Source organism: Aquirufa rosea (assembly GCF_004118285.1).
GTDB classification, from domain to species: Bacteria; Bacteroidota; Bacteroidia; order Cytophagales; family Spirosomataceae; genus Aquirufa; species Aquirufa rosea.
Genome location: NZ_SDHY01000003.1, coordinates 332,727 through 359,611 on the forward strand (window position 1 = coordinate 332,727; position 26,885 = coordinate 359,611).

The 26,885-nt window shown below is 38.9% G+C and carries 20 protein-coding genes; 10 read left to right on the forward strand and 10 right to left on the reverse strand.

The annotated features are described in order from the left end of the window. Positions 1 to 3: 3 nt before the first annotated feature. From ESB04_RS06555 to ESB04_RS06575, 6 genes are all read right to left on the reverse strand, one after another. Entirely contained in the window at positions 4 to 1,287 is a 1,284-nt protein-coding gene (locus tag ESB04_RS06555) for a YcaO-like family protein (protein WP_129026926.1), read from the reverse strand. 4 nt (positions 1,288 to 1,291) lie between these two features. After that, positions 1,292 to 2,158, reverse strand: a complete 867-nt coding sequence (locus tag ESB04_RS06560) for a TOMM precursor leader peptide-binding protein (RefSeq protein WP_129026927.1) — start codon at positions 2,156 to 2,158, stop codon at positions 1,292 to 1,294. Between the two features lie 55 nt (positions 2,159 to 2,213). After that, positions 2,214 to 2,366, reverse strand: a complete 153-nt coding sequence (locus tag ESB04_RS12395) for a hypothetical protein (RefSeq protein ID WP_164969611.1) — start codon at positions 2,364 to 2,366, stop codon at positions 2,214 to 2,216. A 196-nt stretch (positions 2,367 to 2,562) separates the two neighbouring features. Next, positions 2,563 to 3,309, reverse strand: coding sequence for a peptidoglycan editing factor PgeF (gene pgeF, locus ESB04_RS06565; RefSeq protein WP_129026928.1), 747 nt, complete (start codon positions 3,307 to 3,309; stop codon positions 2,563 to 2,565). Then, entirely contained in the window at positions 3,302 to 3,940 is a 639-nt protein-coding gene (locus ESB04_RS06570; protein ID WP_129026929.1) for a gluconate 2-dehydrogenase subunit 3 family protein, read from the reverse strand. The genes pgeF and ESB04_RS06570 overlap by 8 nt, the downstream gene beginning before the upstream one ends. Next, complete coding sequence (locus ESB04_RS06575) at positions 3,940 to 5,694, reverse strand: GMC family oxidoreductase (protein ID WP_129026930.1); 1,755 nt, start codon at positions 5,692 to 5,694, stop codon at positions 3,940 to 3,942. The genes ESB04_RS06570 and ESB04_RS06575 overlap by 1 nt, the downstream gene beginning before the upstream one ends. Before the next feature lie 220 nt (positions 5,695 to 5,914). Between ESB04_RS06575 and mutS the strand changes: the two genes are divergently transcribed. Then, positions 5,915 to 8,551, forward strand: coding sequence for a DNA mismatch repair protein MutS (mutS, locus tag ESB04_RS06580; protein ID WP_129026931.1), 2,637 nt, complete (start codon positions 5,915 to 5,917; stop codon positions 8,549 to 8,551). A 48-nt stretch (positions 8,552 to 8,599) separates the two neighbouring features. On the opposite strand, the gene ESB04_RS06585 is transcribed toward mutS, so the two are convergent. Genes ESB04_RS06585 through ESB04_RS06595 form a run of 3 tightly spaced genes read right to left on the reverse strand, consistent with a single transcriptional unit; the run spans position 8,600 to position 10,916 of the window. Next, a complete protein-coding gene (locus ESB04_RS06585; RefSeq protein ID WP_129026932.1) occupies positions 8,600 to 9,481 on the reverse strand; it encodes an NAD kinase in 882 nt (293 codons plus the stop codon). Between the two features lie 2 nt (positions 9,482 to 9,483). After that, a complete protein-coding gene (locus ESB04_RS06590; RefSeq protein WP_129026933.1) occupies positions 9,484 to 10,179 on the reverse strand; it encodes a CBS domain-containing protein in 696 nt (231 codons plus the stop codon). Beyond that, positions 10,155 to 10,916, reverse strand: coding sequence for an alpha/beta fold hydrolase (locus ESB04_RS06595; protein WP_129026934.1), 762 nt, complete (start codon positions 10,914 to 10,916; stop codon positions 10,155 to 10,157). The genes ESB04_RS06590 and ESB04_RS06595 overlap by 25 nt, the downstream gene beginning before the upstream one ends. A gap of 86 nt (positions 10,917 to 11,002) precedes the next feature. On the opposite strand from ESB04_RS06595, the gene ESB04_RS06600 reads away from it, so the two are divergent. From ESB04_RS06600 to ESB04_RS06610, 3 genes are all read left to right on the forward strand, one after another. Then, entirely contained in the window at positions 11,003 to 12,211 is a 1,209-nt protein-coding gene (locus ESB04_RS06600; protein ID WP_129026935.1) for a protoporphyrinogen/coproporphyrinogen oxidase, read from the forward strand. A 65-nt stretch (positions 12,212 to 12,276) separates the two neighbouring features. Next, positions 12,277 to 13,590 carry a vanadium-dependent haloperoxidase gene (locus ESB04_RS06605; RefSeq protein ID WP_129026936.1) on the forward strand — a complete coding sequence of 438 codons (1,314 nt, stop codon included), beginning with the start codon at positions 12,277 to 12,279 and terminating at the stop codon, positions 13,588 to 13,590. Continuing rightward, entirely contained in the window at positions 13,590 to 13,979 is a 390-nt protein-coding gene (locus ESB04_RS06610; RefSeq protein WP_129026937.1) for a group III truncated hemoglobin, read from the forward strand. Before ESB04_RS06605 ends, ESB04_RS06610 begins: the two co-directional genes overlap by 1 nt. A gap of 106 nt (positions 13,980 to 14,085) precedes the next feature. On the opposite strand, the gene ESB04_RS06615 is transcribed toward ESB04_RS06610, so the two are convergent. Then, the gene (locus ESB04_RS06615; protein ID WP_129026938.1) at positions 14,086 to 15,171 is read right to left on the reverse strand and encodes a DUF5009 domain-containing protein; all 1,086 of its coding nucleotides are present in this window, start codon (positions 15,169 to 15,171) and stop codon (positions 14,086 to 14,088) included. A 78-nt stretch (positions 15,172 to 15,249) separates the two neighbouring features. Between ESB04_RS06615 and ESB04_RS06620 the strand changes: the two genes are divergently transcribed. The 6 genes from ESB04_RS06620 (at position 15,250) to ESB04_RS06645 (ending at position 26,873) form a co-directional block, all read left to right on the forward strand. Further along, positions 15,250 to 16,326, forward strand: a complete 1,077-nt coding sequence (locus tag ESB04_RS06620; RefSeq protein WP_129026939.1) for a GHMP family kinase ATP-binding protein — start codon at positions 15,250 to 15,252, stop codon at positions 16,324 to 16,326. Between the two features lie 8 nt (positions 16,327 to 16,334). Beyond that, on the forward strand, positions 16,335 to 17,201 hold the full coding sequence (locus tag ESB04_RS06625; protein WP_129026940.1) for a sugar phosphate nucleotidyltransferase: 867 nt from the start codon (positions 16,335 to 16,337) through the stop codon (positions 17,199 to 17,201). Between the two features lie 160 nt (positions 17,202 to 17,361). Continuing rightward, positions 17,362 to 18,675, forward strand: coding sequence for a gluconate:H+ symporter (locus tag ESB04_RS06630; RefSeq protein ID WP_129026941.1), 1,314 nt, complete (start codon positions 17,362 to 17,364; stop codon positions 18,673 to 18,675). Positions 18,676 to 18,883: 208 nt separating this feature from the next. Then, complete coding sequence (locus tag ESB04_RS06635; protein ID WP_129026942.1) at positions 18,884 to 22,090, forward strand: SusC/RagA family TonB-linked outer membrane protein; 3,207 nt, start codon at positions 18,884 to 18,886, stop codon at positions 22,088 to 22,090. Positions 22,091 to 22,111: 21 nt separating this feature from the next. Continuing rightward, the gene (locus ESB04_RS06640) at positions 22,112 to 23,542 is read left to right on the forward strand and encodes a SusD/RagB family nutrient-binding outer membrane lipoprotein (RefSeq protein WP_129026943.1); all 1,431 of its coding nucleotides are present in this window, start codon (positions 22,112 to 22,114) and stop codon (positions 23,540 to 23,542) included. Positions 23,543 to 23,723: 181 nt separating this feature from the next. Next, positions 23,724 to 26,873, forward strand: coding sequence for a SusC/RagA family TonB-linked outer membrane protein (locus tag ESB04_RS06645; protein WP_129026944.1), 3,150 nt, complete (start codon positions 23,724 to 23,726; stop codon positions 26,871 to 26,873). Positions 26,874 to 26,885 lie beyond the last annotated feature (12 nt).

The following is a 26,885-nucleotide window of genomic DNA, read 5'->3' on the forward strand; positions in this document are numbered from 1 at the left end:
GACTTATGGGAATGGATGAGGGTATTGAGTAAATAAAGTTTCACCTGATGTTACATTTAAATTTTTTAAGAAAGGTTGGCTATGTATTCCGGTTAGTAAATTCCATTCGGGGACAATTACTCGTACTACCTCAAACCCTTGTGATTGCACATCTTCCGTACTTAATGGAACCGCGAGAATATATCGTAGATCAAGCTGACTAATTTCTTGCCAAGACTGAATACTTTTGGCCCTTTTATTTATTGTTGGAATAAATGATTCTTTGTTTATTGCTGCTTGTAGGACTACCGATTTTTTTCTCCATTCAGGAAATTTATTATAGAAGGCAAAATGCTTGTCAAAACTATCAATACCTCTACAATCATCTTTATCCTGAATCCAATTCTCAGGTTTTTGGCTCAATCCAATCGCATATTCCACGCCTTGGTAGGCCTCTAAACAGGCTTTTATAATGGATTCATCTTTGCTAAATCGGGTAGCACAACCCATCGATTGGAATAATTTGCCTTTATAGGGGAAGTAAAGAATAACTAAATGGGTTTCAATCGGACTGAGAGGTGAGAGGTCAAATAGCATGATGTGCACTCTCTTGTTTCCAAAAAGATGCTGGATTTTTTCGTGTGAAAATATTTGTAAGACCGCCTCTTGATTTAGTCTTGGTATATGGTGAATCCAATGATTTTGTCGATACCAGAATTCTGAAAAAGCATGACGTTCGGCACATTCTAAAAATCCACCTACCAGGGCCTCTTCCATATTTCGACCCGCTGAAATTCCAGTGGAGGTTTGAAGAGTAAACTGTTTATTTTCATCAAACGAGGTGTCATGGGGGAGATAAACAGCAAAAGCAGGAATCCATATTAATTTATCTCCAAGGATATTTTTACATTTAACCCAACTGATTTTATCATCTTCGCTTATGATTCGATAGGGGAAGTTAGGCTTGTATTGGTCCTTGTGGAAAGGAATAAATAGTTCAAGGGGTAAATGGGGTATATTTTTATGTTTTAGTTCCACTTCACTAGCCATCAGTAAATCTGCCTTATTTTGATGCGATGCAGCATATCTTTCGACCCATTCACCGATGGCACTATTTTTTGCTGCTATGGGACTGAAACCTATACCCGAACCTTGAATAAAGGAAGTATTAGATGCTAAATGGTCTAAATGATTTGCTTCGACATAGCATTGGTATAATCCCTCAGGCAAGCATCTTCTGGTAGGAATGGCGTAGGTATTCCCATGAATTAAATCACTTTTTGCCGCAGCTTCTTTGGATTGGGTCATAGCTTTAGGAATTAAAGAGAATGGATTGATTCTGATGGCTACAAATATTACAGTGTGGCACCTTAAGGATTTTTAGTTTTTGTATTTCCCAATTGCGAGGATTTACTAACACACTTTGACCAATTAGAGTGGAGTAGGTGCGATCTGAAATAAAAAATGACATCATTTCTTGATGTAAGAAGTTGACAAACGCAGGATAGTAAATCTTACTTTTTAGGACAGGGCTATATATACTTTCTCGGTCTTGATTTGTAGCAAGCCGTTTAAATGCTTGTGGATTCTTAAGCTGAACTTGTTTTCTGCTCGCAAAACAATTCAAACAGGGACTATTCACTTCAGAGTATATCATTGGCCCAATTGTAAAAGTATTACGATCAATTTCCGCATAAAGCAGTGGGATATTTAAATGATAGCTTTGTTGTGCTAGTCGATCTACCCGCTCTCGATGAGGGAATAATGAACCTATGTAGAGTATGATATCAGATTCATCGATTTTTTCCTCGTATACATAGCAGAAAGTGCCTAAACTTATTTCATTCAATGAATCAATTATGGGCTGAATTTGGTCAGACGATGATAAATCAATTGTAAGGTGTATTTTGATGGATCTACCAGCATTTTCTTTTTGGATAATTTGCTTTTCCAGCATCCAATTCCATAATTCATGAAAGACCTCTTGATCATGTTCAAAAAGCTCTTTATGCTGTTCAAAAATGGTTTTCGGGGTCAAATTCTCTTTGATGCCTTGTAGTATATCTTTTATCAAAGGGGTAGATTCCCCCTGAATTTCAATCAGGTTTTGATCGCCATCAACGATGTATAAGGTATTGGAGCCACAAAATATGGCTTGGTGGGTGATGGTAGTTTTCATTAGTGGTATGTATTTAATAAAAATGGGTGGAGATGTTCTCCACCCATTGATCAACTTATGCTGTCGCTTCAGCTGGGTTGTCGTTGTTTGACTTGCAGCAAGTGCAAGTGCAGGTACAAGTAGAACCAGCTAATGCCACTTCATTTGATCCACCAAATGAAGCATCTCTGTTTTCTAAAACAGTCAGGGTTAATTTTAACTTTTTCATTGTGTTAAGGGTTAGGTTGATTGAATTATTTCGAAGGCAATTTCAAGAAAAAGTTCAGATTAGCCAAGGCATGTCAAGCCCTTTAGATGACAATATCAATTTCTAGATAATTTTATATAAGAGGAGGCTGATAATTCAAATTGGAATGAGTTTTTTCCAATAAGTTTGAAAAGTCAAATCAAAAGATTGATAAAATTTAAGCATGAAATCCTGCCAAGGCCAGCATTCTACCCGTAATACCTTGTTCTTTTCTATGTGAAAAGAAGTGCTCGTTGTGCTCAACAGTACACCAAGGCGAAATTTCTATCTGAGTAATTCCCAATTCATTGAGTTGAATTACCTGGTGTTTTTTGAGATCTACATGCCATTTATCTTGAAACAATTGTTTACAGGAGGATGAAAATTGAGCAGCTACTTCATCCCCTACTTCAAAATGGGTAAGGCTGATGCATGGACCTATGTAAGCAAGGATATCTTGAGCTTGGCAACCGTATTTTGAAAGAAGTAATTGAGCTGTTTTTGCTACAATGCACAAAACAGAGCCTTTCCAACCGGCATGTATAGCCGCAGTTATTTTTTGATTCTGATCTACCAGAAGAACTGGGCAGCAATCGGCTATGCCAACCGCCGAGAAAATATTCGGTGTAGTGCTTATGATGGCATCAAAACCTTGAGCATAATTTGGCTCGCTACATTCCCAAATTACATCTTGATGAGTTTGGAAAGATCTAGCTAGATGTGCAGGATCAATGCCTATGTTTTGGCATAAAAGAAGCAAGTTTGCCTGAATATTTGTAGGATGATCTTCGGTATGAACTCCTAAATTTAAAGACTGATAGGGGGAGGGGCTTTTTCCTCCGTGGCGGGTACTGACACCCGCCACTAATTGAGGAATATTTTTAAAAATTTCCGGTTTAATGAATAAATCGGAATGATTAATCATCGTAAGATAAACCGTATTGTTTTAGTACATCTTCAGGAACACCTTTCCATTCATTCGGAGTATTTCCTTTGTAACCTAAATCATCAAGACCAATACGGGAGGTATAAAATCCTGTAGCCGTCAAATTTCTCATCAAGGTAAAAAATGTTACACCTTGTGAAAATTGAGGTTTTACCTTTTCGGGATAAGCAATATCTTCTACGATTTCAATGCGTTGTTTAGGAGTGATCTCTGTAAACAATTTATTGAAACGACGTTTTGATTCGCCATCTATCCATCTTAATCCTCCGCGCATCGGTGTTTTGAATTCAGGCTTATCTTTTACGATAAACTCAATGAATTTAGTGACACCAGCCTGGGAAGCACTTCCCGATTTTCCATCCGCAGGAATGATTATATCCGATAAAATCGTGATGGTCTCCAATTCATGTTGATTCAAGAATTTTTCTGCCATTAATTTGGCATCACGTTCTGCCTCATCCAAAGTTCTACCATTAGGTACTTTAATGGGAGCCACTTTTTTAGGATCTGGTGCTCCCTCTAGAGCTTCCATTGCCTTTACCTGAGGATTCAATGCAGCTAAGCCCAATGAACTTAAGCCGATATTTTTTAAATAATCTCTTCTTTTCATTATAAGTTGGCTTTTTTACGTTGATCAATAATATATTCTGAAGTACGCATGGAAAGTGCTAGGATAGTCCAAGTAGCATTTTTGTCTCCTTGAGATACGAATGGCGCCGCATCTGCCAAGAATAAGTTTTTCACATCATGTGCTTGACAGTTGGAATTCACTACGGATGTACTAGGATTATTACCCATACGTGCCGTACCTACCTCATGGATGATACGTCCTGGGTCAGCTAAACCATAATTAGTATCTGCACCAGGTTTTTTACCCATTGCTTTACCACCCATGGCATCAATAATTTGCTCAAAGGTATCTTGCATGTGCTTGGCTTGCTTGATTTCGTAATCACTCCATTTATAATGGAAACGTAATACTGGAATACCGTATTTGTCGACCACGTTCGGGTCGATTTCGCAATAGTTATCTTCTCTAGGTACAGGTTCACCACGTCCAGCAAAGCTAACGTATGCTCCATAGAAGCGACGATAATCTTCTTTTAAGGTAGCTCCATATCCACCCGCTGCCTTTTTCAAACCATCACGAGTGAAGTTTTCACGGCCGTTTAGACCTTCAATTCCCCATCCAAAACCGTAGCTTGGCATACCCATACCACCACCGTACTCGATGTGGTAACCACGAGGGAAATCTAATTTGCTGTTATCTCCCCACCAAGGTGAATAAATGTGTGAACCACCTACACCGTCTTCATTGTATGTCTTACGATCAAATAATGAAGGGATAATAGCGGAGCGAGAAGCTCCAGTAGAGTCATTGATATATTTACCTACGACACCGCTGGAGTTAGCTATTCCATTCGGGAAGCGAGAGCTCTTAGAATTTAATAACAAACGAGCCGTTTCACCTGCTGAAGCAGCTAAAACTACAATTTTACCTCTAACGGTATATTCTTGCAAGGTACCAGTATGTACATAAGAAACCCCAGTAGCTAATCCTGATATAGGATCAGTCGTTACTTCTCTTGCCATAGCAAAAGGTAACAAAGTTAAATTTCCTGTCGCAGCCGCTGGCTTCACTAATACCGAAGAAGAAGAGAAGTCAGCATAGGCTTGACATGCTCTTGAACATTGCGCACAATAGAAACATTGCCCACGCTCATTGTTAATCGGTTTCGTTAATATGGATAAGCGTGAAGGGTAGGTAGGAATACCTAGTGTCTTGTTCGCTTTTTTAATCATTAATTCATGTAAACGCGCTTTTGGAGGAGGCAAGAAAATACCATCAGGGTTATTTCTTAAACCTTCATTGGTTCCAAAAACACCAATCAAACGATCGACCTTATCATAATAAGGTTTCATGTCATCGTAACCAATTGGCCAATCATCTCCCAGACCATCCAAACTTTTTCTTTTGAAGTCATCCGGTCCAAAACGCAAGGAAATACGTCCCCAGTGGTTGGTACGTCCACCCACCATACGAGATCTGAACCAATCAAATTTGGTTCCATCTTTACGGGTATACGGCTCTCCATCAATCTCCCAGCCACCATAAGCTGCATCAAAGTCGCCAAATGGACGGGTGGTATTGGCTCCACGACGAGGTGACTCGTATGGCCATTTTAATTGAGTGATATTTTTGGGATCAGCTGGGTCATAAGGTTGACCTGCTTCTAATAAACAGACTTTAGCTCCTGCTTTGGTTAACATATGGGCAGCCATACCACCACCAGCACCAGAGCCAACAATCACTACATCAAATACCTCTTGCTGGGACTTGATGTATATGGAAGAATTAATCATAGTTATGGGTTTCGAAATTATTTGGCAAAATAGGCAAATAATTTTTCAATTTCTAATTTTATTTTCTTGGAAATAGCGGTTCAAGGACTTTAAGCATGATTTTTGAAAAATTAGGTCGGAATGCTGAATAGTTTTTGAGTACTTTATTTTTGAAATGAAGTAGCTTGTTTACATTTTCGGGCAAAATGCCTATTTTTACAATCTTCATTTCCATTCAGATTTGGCCAGAAAAGCAGCAGACGGACAAGAACCTTTGAAAAAAGGTGAGACTCCACTTTCCCGACAATTCAATCAAATAAAAGCCAAATATCCTGGTGCAATTTTGCTATTTCGGGTAGGGGATTTTTATGAAACTTTTGGGGAAGATGCTGTGAAAGCATCCAAAATCTTGGGTATAGTGTTGACTCGTAGAAATAATGGAAATGCTGATGATCATTTAGCGGGTTTTCCGCATCATTCCTTAGATGTTTATTTGCCTAAACTAGTACGGGCGGGACAACGAGTAGCCATTTGTGACCAATTAGAAAACCCCGCTGAAGCTAAAGGCATTGTTAAGAGAGGTGTAACCGAATTGGTGACACCTGGAGTTTCCTTTAATGATCAAGTATTAGACAATAAACAGAATAATTATCTAGCATCCATTGTCTTTCCTGACCACCATCAAAACCTCTATGGTTTGGCCTTATTGGATATTTCCACGGGTGAATACATGTGTTCTCAGGGGCCTTTGGCTTATATTCAAAAATTGATTCAAAGCTTTTTACCTTCTGAAATTTTATATCCTAAAAAGTTTCGTAATCAATTTGTCGAGTCTTTTGGAGATCAATTTCATTCCTTTAGTTTGGAAGAATGGATTTTTACTCATGATTTCACCTATCCTTTGTTGACCCAGCATTTTAATACCCAAAATCTCAAGGGTTTTGGTATCGAAGAAATGCCCTTGGGAATCATTGCAGCTGGAGTGATTCTACATTATCTCGCTGAAACAGAACATAAGCAAGTAGCGCATATTTCATCCATTCAGCGGATTGATGAGGAGAAATATGTGTGGTTGGACCGCTTTACCATTCGAAATTTAGAATTAATCCATCCATCACAAGAGGGAGGAGTTCCACTCATTAAATTGTTAGATCAAACCTTGACGGCCATGGGTGGGCGTTTGTTACGCAAATGGATGGTACTTCCTTTGAAACAATTGGAGGAAATTAAGGAGCGCCAAGCTGGAGTGGCAGAATTGGTTCAGCAGCCAGACTTGTTAGAATTATTGGTGACTTATTTGAGGCCAATCGGCGATTTAGAGCGTTTAATCTCCAAAGTGGCAGCTAGTCGGATTAATCCAAGAGAATTGGTTCAATTGAAGAAAGCTTTGCAACAAATTCCACTGATTAAAGAGCTATTGAGTAAGCAGGTTTATCTGTCTAAATGGGCAGATAGATTAGATGCTTGCCAGTATTTGGTGGAGAAAATAGAAATGGCGCTAAGAGAAGATGCTCCTATGTTGGCACATCAAGGTGGGATCGTCAAGTCGGGGTATTTAGAGGAATTGGATGAATTGCATCAATTGTCTTCAAACGGAAAAGAGTACTTACAAGATTTGCAAAGAAGGGAAGTAGAACGAACCGGTATAACGTCCTTAAAAGTTGCCTATAACAAGGTTTTTGGCTATTATTTAGAGGTAACTAATGCCCACAAAGATCGGGTACCTGCGGAGTGGATTAGGAAACAAACGCTCGTAAATGCGGAAAGATATATTACGGATGAACTGAAGATTTATGAGGAGAAAATTCTCAGTGCGGAGGATAGAATTGCGCAGATTGAATATGATATTTTTCAGGAATTAATTCGTGAAGCGTTGAAATATTTGGAGCAGATTCAATGGAATGCGCTGGGTATAGCCACTTTAGATGTGCTTCAAAGTTTTGCTTCCATAGCAAAAAAACAAGGTTATGTGCAGCCTGAAATAGTGGATGAAGATGCCATTGACATTAAGGAGGGCCGTCATCCTGTCATTGAGCAGCAGTTGCCCTCAGGGGAATTATATGTTCCCAATGATGTGTATCTGGATAATGAAACCCAACAAATCATTATGATCACTGGTCCTAATATGGCGGGGAAATCTGCTTTGTTACGTCAAACGGCATTAATTGTACTAATGGCTCAAATGGGTTCATTTGTTCCTGCAAAATCGGCGCGAATTGGTCTGGTAGACAAAGTATTTACGCGGGTTGGAGCCTCAGATAATTTATCAAAAGGAGAATCTACCTTCATGGTAGAGATGACTGAAACTGCCGCCATTTTAAATAATTTATCTAATCGATCGCTGGTGTTGTTGGATGAAATAGGACGTGGAACTTCCACCTATGATGGAGTTTCCATGGCCTGGGCCATAGCTGAGCATTTACATAATCATCCCAAAAGCAAAGCCAAGACACTATTTGCTACCCATTACCATGAATTGAATCAATTGGCAGATGATTTTCCTCGAATCAAAAATTTTCATGTTTCGGTGAAAGAAATGGGGAATAAAATCATCTTTTTGAGAAAGTTATTGCCTGGTGGTTCGGCACATAGTTTTGGTATTCATGTGGCTCAAATGGCTGGTATGCCTACTGCTTTGGTATTGCGGGCACATGAAATTTTAAGGCATTTAGAGAAGGATCATATCAAAGAAGATCAAGAGGAAAAATTGAAGCAAATGCCTAAGGCTAATTATCAATTGAGTCTTTTTGGAGCTGAAATTCCTGCGAGTTTGCAAGAGGTAAATGATCAGTTAGAGAAACTTGATGTCAACGCGCTTTCGCCTATTGAGGCCTTGTTGAAATTGAATGAGCTGAAACAACTTTATCAGTCTAAGTGATTGATTATCAGAAATTAAAATCAATTTTGTATTCGGCAAAATTGTTGATTAATTTCTTACATCTAGCCCCCAGTTCAATTTGTTTCTTAGGGTTTGAAGAAAGTCGTCACCTGGAATTTTAATTAATTTGGCGGGGAAGACAGCTTTTTGAACTTCTATGCTGAATTGACTGTCCAATACTTTGGAGCGGGAATCAATGGAAATCAAGAAATTTTGACTTCTACTACTCACTTCAAATCGTAATTGAGAATCGCTGGAAACTACCAGTGGACGCACATTTAAGTTATGTGGACTCATTGGAGCAATGATGAATATATCGGAGCCAGGCATGACTAATGGACCTCCGACAGATAGAGAATAGCCGGTAGAGCCTGTAGCTGTAGAAACGATCAATCCATCTGCCCAATAAGAATTCAGGTAATTTCCATCGACATAGGCCTTGATGACAATCATGGAGGAAGTATCTGTTTTCATGATACCCACTTCATTGAGTCCAAAGGATTGATTGGCGAATAAATCGACTTCTGATTTGACAGACACCAAACTACGTTCCTCTACCCTGAAATTCCCTTGAATTAGGAAATCCAAGGCTTGGGAAACTTCTTGCGGCGAAATAGTAGCCAAGAATCCTAACCTTCCCGTATTAATACCCAGAATAGGAATCATTTTATCTCCTATGTGGGTCAATGTTTCTAGTAAGGTACCATCACCCCCTATGCTCCAGGCCATGTCAACTCCTTGTGGTCCCATTAAGGAAGAGTAAGCAGGAATATGGTCTACCTCAAAATCGTGTGATAATAAGTGAGTTTTAAAACTATCTGAAAGAGTGATGTCACAGTTCTTAGAAAGAATATTGCTCCATAGTTGTTCCATCAGGCTTTTAGTGTCACCTGTAAATGGTTTTCCATGAATGGCAATTTTTAAACTCACAATTAAGGATTTAAGTATTTTAATAGTAAATCAAATCGGAGTTTGTCTACATCCTCGTTCGGCCCAAAAGCAAATGCTTTTTCGATGGCAATGTCATGTCTTTCTAAACTTTTAACCAAACGAGCAAACTGATCAGTTTGAACTTGAATGATCCATTCTGGTAAGGCTTGTGGATTCTTTTCAGAGCGGTGTAAGCAGCTACGGACCATTAGGCCTTTATGCTCTTCTACTAAACGTAAAACAACGCTCATGGAATCTCGTTGTGCATGAAAAGACATGCGAATGATTCCTCCGTTTTTGGCTTCTAGACCCGAATGAATGAACATTTGAGCTAAAACGTCTTGATGTAAATACCCCATCCATCTACCTTCTTCATTGATGACAGGTAATAAATTAAAACCGGTACTTTCAAACAGAGGAAGGCTGGCCAAGATGTCTTCTTCCAATTCTAATTTATCGCCATTGAAAGAGGGTTGAATATCTTTTAATTTGGCGGAAGATGAGATAGATTTTTCTATTTCTGTGGCAGAGATGGAACCTATCCATTTTTTATTGTCCACAACGCTTAGTGCTGTTACCTTATTAGCTTGAATAAGTTTCAGCGCTTTTTGTAGGCTATCTTGCAAAGTAAGTGTGGGATAGTCGACAGATAAATAAGATAGGGCTAACATGGCTAAACTTTCGTTTTTTGTAGCCATTTATCAAGAATGGCATTGAATTCATTAGGTCTTTCCATCATGGGTGCATGGCAGCATTTATCAATAAATTGTAATTCTGAACCGCGAATTAATTGATTGAATTCATGTCCTACATGCGGAGGAGTGATGGTATCATTTAAACCCCATATAAGTAAAGTAGGGGTGTTAATATGGACAATATCTTTGGCCATATTATTCCTTTGAGCTGATTTAGCGATGGCGATAATTCGCATCACTTTGGGTATGCTGTTGGTTATTTCAAAGACCTCATCCACTAGCTCTTTACTAGCTGTTTTTGGGTCATAAAATGTATACTCAACACGCTCTTTGATGTATTCATAATTTCCACGTTTAGGGTAAGAGCCACCCATGGAATTTTCAAATAAACCTGAAGAACCGGTTAGTATGAGTCTTTGTACCTTTTCTGGATGTCTTAAGGTATAAATAAGTGCTACATGTCCTCCTAAGGAATTACCAATTAGGCTGAATTTATCCAATTGTTTAAAGGCGACAAAGTCTTCTACAAAAACCGTTAAACCCTCACAACCTGCCTCTTTGATAGGCATATCATGTATAGGCATTAATGGTATAATGATTCGATAATTTGATTTGAAGTGGGAAATTACTCCTTCCCAATTGCTCAGAGCTCCGAAAAGTCCATGAAGCATCAATAATATTTCCCCTTTACCCTCATCGATATAGTGATAACCGTTTTCCTCCTTAATTTTGTAATTCATTCCAGGGAATCATTTAATGTGCAAAGTAATAAAAAAGACTTTAAACTTTTGTAAGTTGAAAGAGTTTGTTTAAATATAAATTTAACATGAAACCAATCGTCATTATTGGAGCTGGTATTGCGGGCTTACAGGCGGCCAATGTGCTGTATGAGGCCAACATTCCATTTATTCTTATTGAAAAACAAGCTCAGGTAGGAGGTAGAGTACAAAGTGAACATTTTCAAGGCTTTATACTTGATCATGGCTTTCAAGTCTTACAAACTTCATACCCTGAAGTGCAGCGTAGTTTGCGTTTGAAGGATTTGGATTTATCTTATTTTGATGCAGGAGCCTACCTCTGGTTGGATCATACTTGGACCAGTTTTTACAGTCCTTGGCAGCATACATTTGCCTTATTTCAAGCATTTGAAAAGGGAATTATTCACTTTTCAGATTTGTTTAAATTGGCAAAACTTTGGTTGAGAATTCAATGGGATGCCACTCCAGAAACCAATCTGCAGCTTAGCTCGTGGGAATACATTAAATCCTTGAATTTTTCGAACAACTTTCGCGAGTCATTTTTGAAGCCCTTTTTTCAAGGCATATTTTTAGATAATCAACTGTCGCAGCCGGCTTCTTTGTTTTTGTTTTATCTGAAACAGTTTTTGGAAGGAAAGGCCGCAATTCCTAAGGCAGGAATGGGGGCTATTTCCCAACAATTACTAGATGTTTTACCTCCAAGTTGTGTCAGATTAGGGGTAGAAGTCAAGAGTTTAGAAAATGGGAAGGTGGAGTTAAGCAATGGAGAGGTTCTGGATTACCATAAAGTTATTTTGGCAGCTAATCCAACCGCGGCAGCTACTTTATTGGATATTCCGTTGGCCAAGGGAGCGATCTTGCAAAGTAAAACATTTTATTTCTCTGCAGATAAATTTGAGAATGAAGGAAAACTCTTGCATTTGATTCCTCAAAACGAAGAATCTGAAATTTTACATTTTACCTGTTTAAGTAAGATAAATCCCCATTGTGCTCCCCAGGGAAAAGTATTGATGTCGGTTACTACCTTAAAAGTTGATATTTCCGAGGGTGAAGTTTTGCGAGAGATGGAAAAATACCTGTGCCAGGGTAAATTAAATTGGAAATTTTTGAAAGCATTTAGCATTCCCGAATCTTTGCCTAAACAAGGTTTTTGGAAGCATATTAAACAGAAAGCTCATAAAAAGGGAATTATCTTGACAGGAGATTATACCCAATATCCTTCTTTGCAGGCCGCATTTGCCTCCGGACGTTTGGCCGCTGAATCTGCGATTAGCTGATTTTTGTCAATATTTATTTTAGCATACCAAGTATTGGTATATTTGTCTTACGAAAATTAAGCCCAATGAAAGGATATTTATTTTTATTTATCATTGTTTGGATTTCAGCTTGTCAATCTGGTAATCCTAATTACCAGCAAGAGGCAGCCAATCCTGAATTTTTAATTCGCTCAGAAGTCATGCTCACGGAGAGTATCATTCATGATATTTTCGCACCTCCAGTTTCTTCTAGGATTTATATGTATGCTAGTATTGCGGGTTATGAGGCCGCATTGCATGGTAACAAGGGATATCGCTCACTGGTGGGGCAATTGAACGGTTTTGAAAAAGTAGCTCAGCCTAATCCAGGTGAAGAATATTGTTTTCCTGTGGCATCAGTCAGAGCTTATTTGGCAGTAGGTAAAAAATTGACATTTGCTCAAGAACTTTATGCGGAATTTGATAAAAAACTAGAGGCGGATTATAAGAAAATTGGTATACCCCAAGATGTGTATGAGCGCTCTATTGCATTCGGTGATTCTGTAGCTGAGTCCATTATGAAATATGCAGCTAAAGATAATTATAAACAAACACGAGGATTTAGGTTTACAGTTACTAATGCCCCGGGGACTTGGACTCCAACGCCACCGGCATACATTGATGCCGTGGAACCTTACTGGACGAAAATAAGACCAGCCGCACTAGATTCTTCTTCCCAATTTCGCGCACCAGTTCCTAGTCATTTCGATTTAACACCCGGAAGTCCATATCATAAGGAAGTGATGCAAGTTTATGAAACAGTCAAAAATTTGACCAACGAGCAGCGGGACATTGCTAATTTCTGGGATTGCAATCCATTTAAAATGAATATAACAGGGCATGCCATGTTTGCGACCAAAAAAATGTCGCCAGGTGGACATTGGTTGGGTATAGCGGGACAAGTATCAAGACAGCTAAAGAAGAATTACATAGAAACTGCTGAGGCTTTTGCCTTGACGTCCATTGCTATTTTTGATGGATTTATTTCTTGTTGGGATGAAAAATATCGTTCCATTAGAATTCGTCCTGAGACGGTTATCAATGCATCCATCGATAAAACTTGGATGCCTGTTTTACAGACACCTCCCTTTCCAGAATATACCTCAGGTCATAGTACCATTTCTAGATCAGCTGCAGTTGTTTTAACGAAGTTGTTTGGAGAAAATGTTGCTTTTAATGACTCTACAGAAATTCCTTATGGCCTTCCTCCAAGGAAATTCAATTCCTTCATTCAGGCATCTGATGAGGCTTCTATTAGTCGACTTTATGGAGGAATCCATTTCTGGCCCGCTTTGGATGAGGGAGCGAAGCAGGGGCAAAAAGTGGCGGATTGGTTGACTCAAAAAGTTAAGACTCGCTAATGAAAAGGGATATAACTTCCAAGGCAGATATTGAAGTTTTTGTTGATGCATTTTATAAAAGTATGACCTCAGATGATTTGGTGGGTCATATATTTTTGGATGTCATGAAAGTGGACTGGGATCATCACCTACCTAAAATGTACGATTTTTGGGAAATGCTCTTATTGGATGGGCATTCCTATCGTGGTGCACCCATGCAACCACATTTAATGGTAAATCAAGTTATCCCCTTGTCTAAAGCCCATTTCGAACATTGGATTAGCTTGTTTACCCAAACCATTGATTCCTTATTCGAAGGGCCTAAAGCGGAAGAAGCTAAGACGAAGGCATTTAATATAGCTCAAACCTGGGCTTATAAATTTGACTACTTAAACAAGTTGGAGAAATAATCAAATTATCAACTTGCTGCGGTGTAAAATCGAAATTTTTTATTTGCTTGAACAACGTTGACAAGGTTTAAAACCTTGTCAACGTTGTTTTTGGTCAATGGGTAAGCTACAAGGAAATGTAGATTTTATGCTTATCCAGCCAAACAGCAATGCCTCCAATCAGTCCTAACACGACGAGGGAATTAACCAATTCGGCCCAATTTTCAGTGATGTGCAATTTTTCCATAAAGCCTCCAACAAATACAAAGGATGCTTTATTGAGCCATTGTGGACCTACAGATTCAAAGAACAAATAAATAAAAATAGAGTTTTTCCCAAAGGATAAAATATATTTCGGCGCAGGTAAAATGGGCTTGCTTCTTTCCCAGTTTAGATAAAATGCAGCCATCATCAAAGATATCCAGCCTCCAGAGGCTAATGTGAAGGAGAGGGTAGCAGTTCTTTTTATGATGGGAATCCCAGCAAAATCTAATCCATAGCCCACTAAAAGCCCTAATATTCCCAATCCAATGAAGGTGCGTAGCACGTTCGTGGGTGATGTACTTCTATGAATGATTCTTCCCATTAATGCTCCCCAAATGGTATGCGCCGCTGTGGGAATACAATTGATGGCAATCCAATGCCCACCGCTTAATTTTCCCATTAAAAACATGTCCATGTAAGAACCAAAGTTTTTATCCGGTGTATAAGGTTCGTTATATCCTGGAATGTCACTAAATACATATAAACTATGAGAAAGTAATAATAGTAACAGGGAAGCGGCGATTTGTAGAGGAATGGAGAACCGTAATAAGAAAAAGGCAATAATGGTGGTAACGGATAATTGAGTCAGTACATTCCATAATTCAAAAACCAACCTTTCTTTGCCAAGGCAATGAAGTCCTGTACCAAATAAAAATAACAATAAGGATCTTTTTAAAACCTTTGGCCATAATGTGCCATATGTTTCACCGTTATCCAATCTTTTATAAGTTGAAAAATAGAGAGCGGCACCCGCAATCATCATAAAACCTGGTTGAATTAAATCCCAAAAATGTAATCCCTGCCATTTGACATGAAAAAATTGGGAGATAATGAAATTGTCAGGAAATAAATTGTCCAAATTATGGTACAAATCAGTACTTTCCGCGGCAAGTAGAAAGAGAATAAAGCCTCGAAAATAATCGACAGATGGTATGCGCTTGGTGATCATCGATGATATTTAAGTGTTTCAAAGGTAAGGTATTTTTTTAAATCTAATTTGTACTTTTGTTTTACTTTAAATTTTAGCATGATTGTTTCTACCCCAGGTCGAATTTGTTTATTTGGCGAGCATCAAGATTACTTAGGTTTACCCGTTATTGCCGCGGCCATTTCTAAAAGAATACAGATGAAAGGTCAGTTTCGGGCCGATAAAAAGGTTCGCTTTTCATTACCGGATGTTCAAGCTGTGGAGGAATTTGATTTGGATTTTCCTTTAGAATATACCAAAGAAAGAGACTATTTTAAAAGTGTCTGCAATGTGTTGCATCGGAATGGCTATGCCCTTGGTAAAGGTTTGGAGATAGAAGTGAAAGGAAATATTCCAATCAATTCGGGAACATCTAGTTCTTCTGCTATGGTTGTTTCCTGGGTAAAGTTTCTAAGTGAAATGTACCAAATGCACCTCAGTCAAAAGGAAGTTGGAGAGATTACCTATGAAGCTGAGGTGCTAGAATTTACTGAGCCAGGTGGTATGATGGATCAATACTCCACGGCGGTGGGGAATGTGATATTTTTACAAAGTAGACCTAAAATTTCTATAGAAACCTATGCCAGAGAATTGGGAACGTTTGTTTTAGGAGATTCTTTGGAGGCCAAGGATACTTTGAAAATTTTGGCGCATGTCAAGTTTGGAATGTTGAGTGGCCTAGATAAAATTAAAAAGATTAACCCAAGTTTTGATTTAGAAAAGGCAAGCCTAGAAGATTGTTTACCTTATCAATCCAGCATAAATGAAGCCGAGTGGATTTTACTTCAAGCCAATATTTCCGATCGGGATATATTGTTAGAGGCGAAAGCCATGTTTGAAGGAAAGCAAACCTGGAGTGATGAAAAATTGGGAGATTTACTAAACCAACATCAGTTAAACCTAAGAGAGCACAAAAAAATCTCCACATCAAAAATAGATCGCATGATTCAAGCTTCCTTGGAAGCGGGTGCTTTGGGAGCGAAAATTAATGGCTCTGGCGGAGGTGGTTGCATGTTTGCTTATGTGCCCAATAACCCTGAAAAAGTGGTTGCCGCCATTGAGAAAGAAGGGGGAAAAGCCTACATCATTCGAGTGGATGAGGGGACAAAAGTTGAAAAAGAAAGTTTGTTTTATTAATACCAGACATGAAAAAAAGATTATTGATTTTAGCGGGTGGAATGGCTTCTCGTATGAAGAAGGCCTTGTCAGAAGGAAGTGATTTAGATCCTAATTTGGTAGCTCAAGCTAATTCTGTTACTAAAGGAATGATTCAAGTCGGGAAAAATGGAAAAACCCTAATTGACTACCAATTATACAATGCTCATCTAGCAGGAATAGAGGAAGTGATGCTTTTGTTGCATCCAACAGATCAAGTAACGCAAGAATATTGTGAAGATTTAATGTCTAGAGATGCTTGCTGGGGGATGAAAATTGTTTTTGCCCGTCAGCAAATACCTGCGGATCGTGAGAAACCTGCTGGCACAGCTGATGCCGTTTACCAAGCTTTAATGCAGCATGAAGATTGGCAAAAAGGTAGAGTGATTGTGTGTAATTCCGATAATCTATATTCTGTGAATGCGCTCAAGACACTTTGGGCTACTGAACATGAACAAGCTTTGATTTCATATCACCGGGATAGCCTATTATACCCAGCTGAACGAATATCTGCTTTTGCTCTAATCCGCACGGATGCGGAAGGCTATTTGTTGGAAATCATTGAAAAACCTACAGCTCAGCAGGCGGAGGAATTGATGGCTCAGCTAGGAAGACTAGGTGTGAGTATGAATATATTTGTGTTTGAAGCTTCTACTTTTTTACCCTACTTAGCCAAAACGCCCTTTCACCCTGTGCGTAATGAAAAAGAATTACCAACTTCAGTCGCTCTGTTTGGGGAAGGTACTGGAAGAGGTTTTTACGCCATTCCATTAGCTGAAAACGTTCCCGATCTAACTTCTAAAGAGGATATATTAGTGATGCAAAAGTATTTGGAAGATACTTATGGGGATTTTTAATGGAATTTAAAAGCTGTAGAGATTAATCAAACCTGCTTTTGTTTCCATGATTTTCTTCCTTTTACTAAAATATTTCAAAATAAATGGAGTAATTTAAAGAAAAAATGTGCTTTTGCTAATAAATTAAAACACTCAGTTTCCCTCAATTTATCCTTTACTCATGACCATCGCCATTGTAATCTTGTGTATTTGCCTGCTCGTTTTTTTGATAACCTATCAAAAGGTAAATGCCTTTATTGCGTTTTTGATCATAAGTCTAACGACAGGTTATTTATTAGGCTTGCCGTTGGGGGATTTAGCCAAATCAGTTCAGAAAGGAATAGGAGATACCTTGGGATCTTTGGTCACTATCATTGTATTGGGAGCCATGCTGGGTAAACTGGTCGCGAGTAGTGGGGCAGCTCAACAAATCTCTGGAAGTTTGATTCAGGCATTTGGTCAAAAAAATATGGCATGGGGGTTGATGTTAACGGGTTTTATCATTGGTATTCCTTTGTTTTATAATGTGGGTTTTGTGTTGATGATACCTTTGATTTTTTCATTGGTTCATCAGTTTAAATTGCATCCATTGATGACGGGTATTCCTATGATGGCTTCCCTGTCAGTAGCGCATGGCTTTTTGCCACCTCACCCGTCGCCGGCTGCCCTAGTGGCTCAGTTTAATGCGAATATGGGTACTACTCTTTTTTATGGCATCATCGTATCCATTCCAGCCATCATCTGTGCGGGTCCTATTTTTTCCAAGACTTTAACGAATATGCCTATTCGTTCATTGAAGGCGTTTCAAGGGGATGAAATTCCAGCCTCTCAATTACCCAGTAGGACATCCAGTTTTATTACGGCATTATTTCCCGTCTTTTTATTGGTATTGACGACTTTGGCTGATATAAAAATGGATAAGAATTCAGCATGGACTCCCTGGATTCATTTAATAGCCGACCCTTCCATGGTCATGTTAATTGCCATCTGTGTGGCAACCTATACCCTAGGTTTACGAATGGGGAAAAAAATGGAAGAAATTATGCACATTTATACAGATGCGGTAAAGGATGTGGCCATGATTTTATTGATTATTGCTGGGGCGGGATCATTGAAAGAAGTTTTGTTAGTTTCTGGCGTTAGTAAAGAAATTGCAGGCTATTTGCAGACTTTACCTTTTCCTCCTTTGGTATTGGGTTGGTTGATGGCAGCCATTATTCGCGTTTGTGTAGGTTCTGCCACCATTGCAGGATTGACAGCCGCTGGTATGATTTATCCTATTGTCTCCACGGGACTTGTTAATCCCAATCTCATGGTATTGAGTATAGGTGCTGGGAGTTTAATGTTTTCGCATGTCAATGATACCGGCTTTTGGTTATTTAAAGAGTACTTTAATTTGTCTGTGAAAGAAACCATTCGTTCTTGGTCACTTATGGAAAGTATTGTATCTATCGTAGGCCTACTAGGTGTGCTTGTGGTGGATCAGTTTATTTAATGGTTGAGTCATTATTTTTTTAAGAAAAAGTTGACTTTATTCAATTTCTCTAGGAAAAATTCAATATCAAATTTTGCTAATTTGTGCATTTAGGCATTTTTTCGCCTGTGAGCTTGTCTTTATACATAATTTTCTTTGGTATCTATTGGAAAATTTATAATTTGCCAAAGTTTTCAAATTATTTTTTCATTAAATAAACTAAGTCAATATGAAAAAACTCTTACTAGTGATGGCACTAGTGGCGACTGCATTCAGTACGTTGCTAGCCCAATCAAGGGTGGTTACCGGTAAGGTGACTGCTTCAGAGGATGGCGCTGCGCTTCCGGGCGTAAGTGTTAGCCTTAAAGGTACCTCGCGTGGTGTTACCACCGCAGCTGATGGTTCGTACAAAATCAGTGTAGACAACGGAGCAGCTCTTCAGTTCTCTTTTGTGGGTTACAAAGCTCAAACAATCAATGTAGGAAGCCAAAGCACAATCAACGTTGTGTTAGCAGCCGATGCAGCTGAATTGAGTGAGGTTGTTGTAACTGCCTTGGGTTTGACACGTACCAAAAACTCTTTGCCTTATGCTGCACAGCAAGTAAAAGGAGACGAGTTAACTCGTGTTAGATCAGGTAATGCATTTTCTGCTTTATCTGGTAAAGTAGCAGGTCTTCAAATTATTCAGGGTAATGCGATTGGTGGTTCCACTAACGTGGTTATTCGTGGTAACAAGTCCTTGACTGGTAACAACCAAGCTTTATTTGTAGTAGATGGTGTACCTGTAGATAACTCTGTTAAGAACACTTCTAATCAGCAAACTGGACGTGGTGGTTATGACTACGGTAACGCTGCTGCGGATATCAACCCAGATGATATCGAGTCTATGACTGTATTGAAAGGTGCTGCTGCAACGGCTCTTTACGGTTCTCGTGCTTCTAACGGTGTAATCATGATTACTACTAAGAAAGCGAAAAAAGGTTTAGGTTTGACAGTTAATGCTGGTTTAACGGTAGGAACTATTGATAAATCAACATTTGCTACTTACCAAAACCAATATGGCGCGGGTTATTCAGATCCATACCAAAAAGATGGTTTCTTGTATTTCGATGCTAACGGTGATGGTACTAAGGATTTAGTTATCAATACAGCAGAGGATGCTTCCTATGGAACTAAATTTAATCCTTCATTGATGGTTTATCATTGGGATTCATTTGATCCTGCAGGTCCAAATTACTTAAAGGCTAAGCCTTATGTAGCGGCTGCTAATACTCCAGTGAAGTTTTATGAGACAGCTATTTCCAACAACATTAACGTTCAATTGGATGGAGCTACCGATCAAGGAACTTTCAAGTTAGGATTTACTCGTAACGATGAGCGTGGTACTTTACCTAACTCAAGCGTGATCAAGAACATCATGAACTTAGCTGGTTCATACAATATCTCGAAGAAAGTAACAGCATCTGCTGCAGCTAACTTCTCAGTAATTGATGGTAAAGGTCGTTATGGTTCTGGTTATAGTGGATTGAACGTGAACCAAAACTTCCGTCAGTGGTACCAAACTAACGTAGATATCTTAGAGCAAAAAGAAGCTTATTTCAGAAATCAACAAAACGTAACTTGGAACTGGTCTGATCCTTCAAGTGCTGCTGGTTTGAAACCAATTTATACAGACAACTACTACTGGACTCGTTATCAAAACTACCAGAACGATACTCGTTCTCGTATTTTTGGTAATGCCATGTTGAACTACAAAGCTGCTGACTTCTTGAATTTCATGGGTCGTGTGACAATTGATACGTACAATGAATTCCAAGAGGAGCGCATTGCAGTAGGTAGCCAAGGTGTTCCCGCTTACAGCCGTTTCGATCGTACTTTCCAAGAGCTTAACTACGATTTGATGGGTAACTTTGACAAGGAAATCCTTTCAGGTTTAAATATGAAAGCCTTAGCTGGTTTGAACTTGCGTAAATCTTATGTTCGTTCTATTTCTGCTGCTACTAATGGTGGTTTGATCGTACCAGGTTTATACTCTATCGCTAACTCTAGAGGTACTGTATCAGCTCCTTCAGAAAACTATAACCCACGTGAGGTATTTGGTGTATTCGGAGGTTTGACCTTTACTTACAAGGATTTCTTAACTTTAGATGGAACTATCCGTCAGGATAAGTCTTCCACTTTGCCAGTTGCTAACAATGCTTATTTATACTACGCTGGATCAGCTAGCTGGTTATTCTCTCACCACATTGAAGACCTTCCATGGTTGACTTCTGGTAAATTGAGATTGAACTACGCAACTGTAGGTAATGATGCTCCTTGGGGATCTATCAAGAACGTATATGACAAACCAGATCCATTTGGTTCGACTATCTTGTTCTCAGCTCCTTCTACTCAAAACAACCCATTCTTGAAGCCTGAGCAAACTCAGTCTAAAGAGATCGGTTTAGAGATGGCTTTCTTGCAAAATCGTTTAGGTTTTGACTTTACTTATTACCACACGAATACTTTAGATCAAATCTTACCTGCTTCAGTTTCTTCTGCAACTGGTTTCTCTAGTACATTCGTAAACGCTGGTAATATTGAAAACAAAGGTTTCGAGGTTAGTTTATATGCTACTCCAATCAAAACACCTGATTTCTCTTGGAATGTAAATGTGAACTGGACTAAGAATAACAGCTTAGTATTGAGTTTATACAACGATAGCAAAAACTTGCAATTGGCTACTTTCCAAGGTGGTGTTAGTTTAAATGCTACAGTAGGTCAGCCTTACGGTATCTTACAAGGAAAGACTTGGAAGACTTTGAATGGTCAAAAATTAGTGAAGGCAAATGGACGTTATGACATTACTTCTACTACTACTAACAATATCGGTAATGTAAATCCAGATTGGATAGGAGGTATCAATAACTCATTCAAATATAAGAATGTAACATTGAACTTCTTAATCGACATGAAGCGTGGTGGTAGCGTATTTTCATTGGATCAATACTACGGACAAGCAACAGGTGTATATCCTGAGTCAGTTGTGTTGAATGATAAAGGAAATCCTTCTCGTTCGCCAATTGCTGAAGGTGGTGGTGTGATTATGCCAGGTGTTTTAGCTGATGGTTCTGTTAACACAATCCGTGTAGAGAACGATTACGGTACATTTGGTTATGCACAGAATCCAGCAGCTGCATTCGTATACGATGCTAGTTATATCAAATTAAGAGAGGCAAACATTGTTTACTCTTTACCTAGTTCGGTTGTACGTAAATTAGGAGGTGTTAAAGGAGTTGATTTGTCAATTTTCGGTAGAAACTTGTGGATCATCCAAAAATATGTTCCTTATGCTGATCCTGAAGAAAACCTTTCAGCAGGTAATATTCAAGGAAATCAATCAGGGGCTTATCCAACTACTCGTTCGATTGGATTTAACATCAAATTATTATTCTAATTATCCTAAAATTTGATAAAGATGAAAAAAATATTTTTAGTTTTTGTACCACTTTTGCTCCTTGCATCGGCTTGTACAGAAGATATTTCTCAACTGAACGTTGAGACTAAAAGGCCAGCAGCAGTACCTGCTCCTACCTTATTTTCAAATGCGATAAAGACAATTTCCGGATCTTTAGCATCTGCTAGTGTTAATACGAATGTATTCCGTTTTACGGTTAGCCATTGGGCTATGTCTACTTATCAAGATGAAGCTCAGTATGATTTTGCAACACGTAACATCCCTCAAGGATGGTGGACAACCATGTACCGTGACGTAATTGCGGATTTACGTGAGTCTGCTAAATTGATCAATGCTGATGCTTCTTTGAGCGCAGGAGAAAAAGCGAATAAATTAGCTATTCTAGATGTGATGGAGGTTTATACTTACAGTATTTTAGTGAATACTTTTGGTAATATTCCATACTCTGAGTCCTTGAATCCAGCTATCTTATTTCCTAAATACGATGATGCTAAAACTGTGTCTACCGATTTAATCAATCGTTTGAATGCAGATATCTCTAAAATGAATGCTTCTGCTGCAGGTTTTGCTTCTGCTGAAGATTTAATTTACAAAGGATCTGTTTCTAAGTGGATTAAGTTTGCTAACACCCTTCGTATGAAATTGGGAATGATCCAAGCTGATGTAGACGCTACTTTAGCCAAGACAGCTGTTGAATCTTCCGATGCAAATGCAATCTCTTCTGCTGCTGACAATGGTTTGTTTACCTACATGGCCGCTTCTCCTAACCAAAATCCATTATATGTGGATATCGTGCTAGGTGGTCGTTCTGACTATATCGCTGCGAAAGATTTAATGGATAAGTTAATTGGCTGGAATGATCCACGTAAAAGTGCTTACTTTACTCCTAACAATGCTGGTGTTTACGCTGGTGGTATTGTTGGAAAAGGAAATACTTACGTAGACTTCTCTCGTGCAGGTACTAAAGTTATCGATGCTTCGGCTCCATATGTTTTGGCTGATTATGTAGAGACTGAGTTTTTACGTGCTGAAGCTAAAGAAAGAGGATTTAATGTAGCAGGTACTGCTGAGTCTCACTACAACAATGCGATTCGTGCTTCTATCATTTACTGGGGTGGTACAGCTGCTGATGCTGATGCTTATTTAGCTCAAGCTGACGTTGCTTATTCCACTGCTGCTGGAGATTGGAAACAAAAAATCGGTACTCAGAAGTGGATTGCTTTATATAACAGACCTTATGAAGGATGGGTAGAAATTCGTCGCTTAGACCAACCTAAGATTTCAACTCCAGTAGGAGCTAAGTCTGGTTTCCCTACTCGTTTAACTTATGCTGCAAATGAGCAAACTTTAAATGGAACTAACTACACTGCTGCAGCTTCTGCGATTGGTGGTGATGTGGTAACAACTAAATTATACTGGGATAAATTCTAGTTATTTTTAGTATAAAGTTTATTTACATATTTTGAAAAAATGGGGCCTCTTTTGGGGCCCCATTTTTATTTTTAATCAAATGAAAACAATTTTTTAACAATTTGGTTAATAAATTTGTATGGGGTATTCGTGCATTTATGTATGTTATCTCAACTTATTTCTCATAATCAAACTAAATAAAATGAAAAAACTATTACTCCTCGGGGTATTGATGGTGGCTTCATGTGCCCCATTAATAGCTCAAATGAAACAGGTTACAGGGAAGGTGACCTCATCAGATGATGGAAGTGCCTTGCCAGGTGTCAGTGTAAGCGCAAAAGGTTCAGCGCGTGGAACCACAACCTCTGCAGATGGTTCATACAGTATTCAGGTGGCAGACGGTGCCTCCTTGGTATTTAGTTTTGTGGGTTATACCAGCCAAACCCTTCCTGTTGGAAATCGCTCTGTCATCAATGTTCAGTTAGCATCTGATAACAAACAGTTAAGTGAAGTTGTGGTTGTAGGTTACGGTACCAAAAAACGCACAGAGTTTACTGGTTCAGCTTCTACCATTAAAGCAGCAACCATTGCTGAAAGACCAGTTCAAAGCTTTTCACAAGGTTTGACTGGACAAGCGGCTGGGGTAAACATCACTCAACCTAATGGACTTTTGAATAACCCTCCAGTTATTCGTGTGCGTGGTTTGAGTTCATTGTCCCTTAGCTCTTTCCCTTTGGTAGTGATTGATGGTATACCTATCAGTACAGATAACGTTTCTGCCAACTCAACTACCAACAACCCATTAGCCGATATTAACCCTTCTGACATTGAGTCTATCGACGTGTTAAAAGATGCGGCTTCAGCAGCTATTTATGGTTCTAGAGCAGGTGCCGGTGTTTTATTGATTACTACTAAGCGTGGTAAATCAGGTAAGGCTAAAGTATCCATTGACTCTTGGGCAGGAGTAAGTCAGGCAGTTCGCTTACCAGATGTGTTGAATGCTCAGCAATACATGGATCACAAAAACATGGCGATTGCCAATGCTCTTTTGTTAAATCCTAATGCAGTAACATCTACTCAGCGTAACTCTGAGAACAAATCATTTTTACCTAACTACAATCCTGATGGAAGTTTAATTGATACCGACTGGTACAAAGAGGTTTATCAGACAGCAGTGTCTCAAAACCACAACATGACTATCACTGGTGGAAACGATAAGACTAGCTATTATTTTTCTGGGGGCTATTCTGACCAAGATGGTTTCTTGAGAAATAACACTTTCCAACGTCGTTCAGGTCGTTTTAATTTAGATCATCAAGCGACCAAATGGTTGAAATTAACTACCAATATCAACTATTCTAACACCTTCAACAGAGCCCCTATGTCAGGTTCTAATGCTGGTGGTGCTTTTAATACATCAGGTTTGGGTCGTATTGCAGTAGCGCAAGTGCCTAACTTGCCAGCATATTTACCAGATGGTTCATACAACTTAGAAAACAATACGGTTGGCCGTATGAATAACTTATTACCAGCTCAGTTCCCTAACCCAGCGGTAGTTCGTGATTTGGATAAGATTACTTCTGAGAATACTCGTTTGATTGCCAATTTAGGTGCTGAAATTCGTATTTTGGAAGGTTTAACTGCTAAAACTTCCTATTCATGGGATCGTAGAAATACGGAAAATATCCGTTTCTTTAACCCTTTCAATGGTGATGGTTGGTCAACATCTGGAGATGCTTATAACAACACAGCTCGTTCGGACAACTGGAACTGGATCAATACCTTACAGTATAATCTAACTTTAGCAGAGAAGCATAATTTTTCAGCGATTGTAGGTTCTGACGTTCAAAAGACTCGCGTATTAAACTGGGGTGCTCAGCGTCAAACATTAGCCGATTTCTTCTTTACTGATTTCCAAGGAAACTTTGGTACTAACTTGGCGGCTGGTAATGGAATATATCAAGTATCCTACGAGGCATACTTCGCTAACTTGAGTTATAACTTCAAAGGAAAATACTTTGTAAGTGGTAACATCCGTCGCGATGGTAACTCGGCTTTATCGACAGAAAACCGTTGGGGTGATTTCGGTGGAGTATCCTTGGGTTGGACTGTGTCTGAAGAAGAATTCTTCAAAAACATGGATCTAGGAAATACTATTTCATCTTTCCGTTTGAAAGCTAGTTATGGTAAAGTGGGTAACGGTAACGTTCCAAATGCTTATGGTTCTTACTCTACATTTGGATCAGGATTGTACGGAGCTGTTCCGACTTTATCCTTTAACCAAGCGGGTAATAAGGATTTGAAATGGGAAACTTCTGCTCAAACTAACGTAGGTTTAGACCTAAGTTTCTTAAATGATCGCATCACTTTAGAGGCAAACTATTATTACAAGGATATCAACAACTTGATTTTGAACGTGCCGCAAGCACCTTCTAAAGGTATCCCAGGAAACTCTATTTTGGCGAACGTGGGTGCGATGTACAATAAAGGATTTGAGATTGCTTTAACAGCTACTCCAATCAATACAGGTAAATTTAGCTGGAATACCAACCTGAACTTTGCTACCAATGAAAACATGGTGACTTCCTTGGTGGATGCTAATACCCCAATTTTGACGAATACTTCTGGTTTAGAGGCAACTTCTATCACTAAAGTAGGCTATTCAGCCGCTCAAATTTACGGTGTAAAAACAGGAGGAGTTAACCCAGCTAACGGCCGCAGAATTTTCATCAAGAGAGATGGTACTAAAGTACAGTATTTACACCTAGGAGGTGCTAATGCTTGGACTACTTTAGATGGTAAACCTACTACTTCTCCATCTTCAGAGCAGCAAATTTTGGGAAATACACTTCCAACGTTTTATGGTGGATTTAACAATACGTTCAAGTATGCAGGATTTGACTTAGGTCTAAACTTTACATTCTCTGGAGGAAACTATATCTATAACGGATCTCAAGCAGGTTTACGTGATCAGCGTGTTTGGAATAATTCGGTAGAAGTCTTGACTTCTTGGAAAAAAGAAGGTGATATCACGGAGATTCCAAGAGCTGTTTACGGAGATAACGTATCCAATGGTTCATCGTTCTTGATTGATGCCAATATTCAAAAAGGTGATTTCTTGCGTTTACAAACAGCTACCTTGGGATATAAAATTCCAGCTGATTTAAGTCGCTTAGGAATTTCAAGTTTACGTGTATATGCTCAAGGAACTAACTTGTTCTTGTTGACGCCTTACAAAGGTGTTGACCCTGAAATCTCTTCCAATGGAGATTCTAACTTAGCTTCCGGTATCGAGAGAAACTCCATCCCTCAAGCAAGAGCATTCACTTTTGGTATTAACATCGGTTTATAATTTTAACGTATA

Excerpts from the sequence above, each read along its gene's own strand:
- ESB04_RS06555 (WP_129026926.1), bottom strand. The coding sequence starts at position 1,287 with ATGACCCAATCCAAAGAAGCTGCGGCAAAAAGTGATTTAATTCATGGG.
- ESB04_RS06560 (WP_129026927.1), bottom strand. The coding sequence starts at position 2,158 with ATGAAAACTACCATCACCCACCAAGCCATATTTTGTGGCTCCAATACC.
- ESB04_RS12395 (WP_164969611.1), bottom strand. The coding sequence starts at position 2,366 with ATGAAAAAGTTAAAATTAACCCTGACTGTTTTAGAAAACAGAGATGCT.
- pgeF (WP_129026928.1), bottom strand. The coding sequence starts at position 3,309 with ATGATTAATCATTCCGATTTATTCATTAAACCGGAAATTTTTAAAAAT.
- ESB04_RS06570 (WP_129026929.1), bottom strand. The coding sequence starts at position 3,940 with ATGAAAAGAAGAGATTATTTAAAAAATATCGGCTTAAGTTCATTGGGC.
- ESB04_RS06575 (WP_129026930.1), bottom strand. The coding sequence starts at position 5,694 with ATGATTAATTCTTCCATATACATCAAGTCCCAGCAAGAGGTATTTGAT.
- ESB04_RS06590 (WP_129026933.1), bottom strand. The coding sequence starts at position 10,179 with ATGGCTACAAAAAACGAAAGTTTAGCCATGTTAGCCCTATCTTATTTA.
- ESB04_RS06595 (WP_129026934.1), bottom strand. The coding sequence starts at position 10,916 with ATGAATTACAAAATTAAGGAGGAAAACGGTTATCACTATATCGATGAG.
- ESB04_RS06600 (WP_129026935.1), top strand. The coding sequence starts at position 11,003 with ATGAAACCAATCGTCATTATTGGAGCTGGTATTGCGGGCTTACAGGCG.
- ESB04_RS06605 (WP_129026936.1), top strand. The coding sequence starts at position 12,277 with ATGAAAGGATATTTATTTTTATTTATCATTGTTTGGATTTCAGCTTGT.
- ESB04_RS06610 (WP_129026937.1), top strand. The coding sequence starts at position 13,590 with ATGAAAAGGGATATAACTTCCAAGGCAGATATTGAAGTTTTTGTTGAT.
- ESB04_RS06615 (WP_129026938.1), bottom strand. The coding sequence starts at position 15,171 with ATGATCACCAAGCGCATACCATCTGTCGATTATTTTCGAGGCTTTATT.
- ESB04_RS06620 (WP_129026939.1), top strand. The coding sequence starts at position 15,250 with ATGATTGTTTCTACCCCAGGTCGAATTTGTTTATTTGGCGAGCATCAA.
- ESB04_RS06625 (WP_129026940.1), top strand. The coding sequence starts at position 16,335 with ATGAAAAAAAGATTATTGATTTTAGCGGGTGGAATGGCTTCTCGTATG.
- ESB04_RS06630 (WP_129026941.1), top strand. The coding sequence starts at position 17,362 with ATGACCATCGCCATTGTAATCTTGTGTATTTGCCTGCTCGTTTTTTTG.
- ESB04_RS06635 (WP_129026942.1), top strand. The coding sequence starts at position 18,884 with ATGAAAAAACTCTTACTAGTGATGGCACTAGTGGCGACTGCATTCAGT.
- ESB04_RS06640 (WP_129026943.1), top strand. The coding sequence starts at position 22,112 with ATGAAAAAAATATTTTTAGTTTTTGTACCACTTTTGCTCCTTGCATCG.
- ESB04_RS06645 (WP_129026944.1), top strand. The coding sequence starts at position 23,724 with ATGAAAAAACTATTACTCCTCGGGGTATTGATGGTGGCTTCATGTGCC.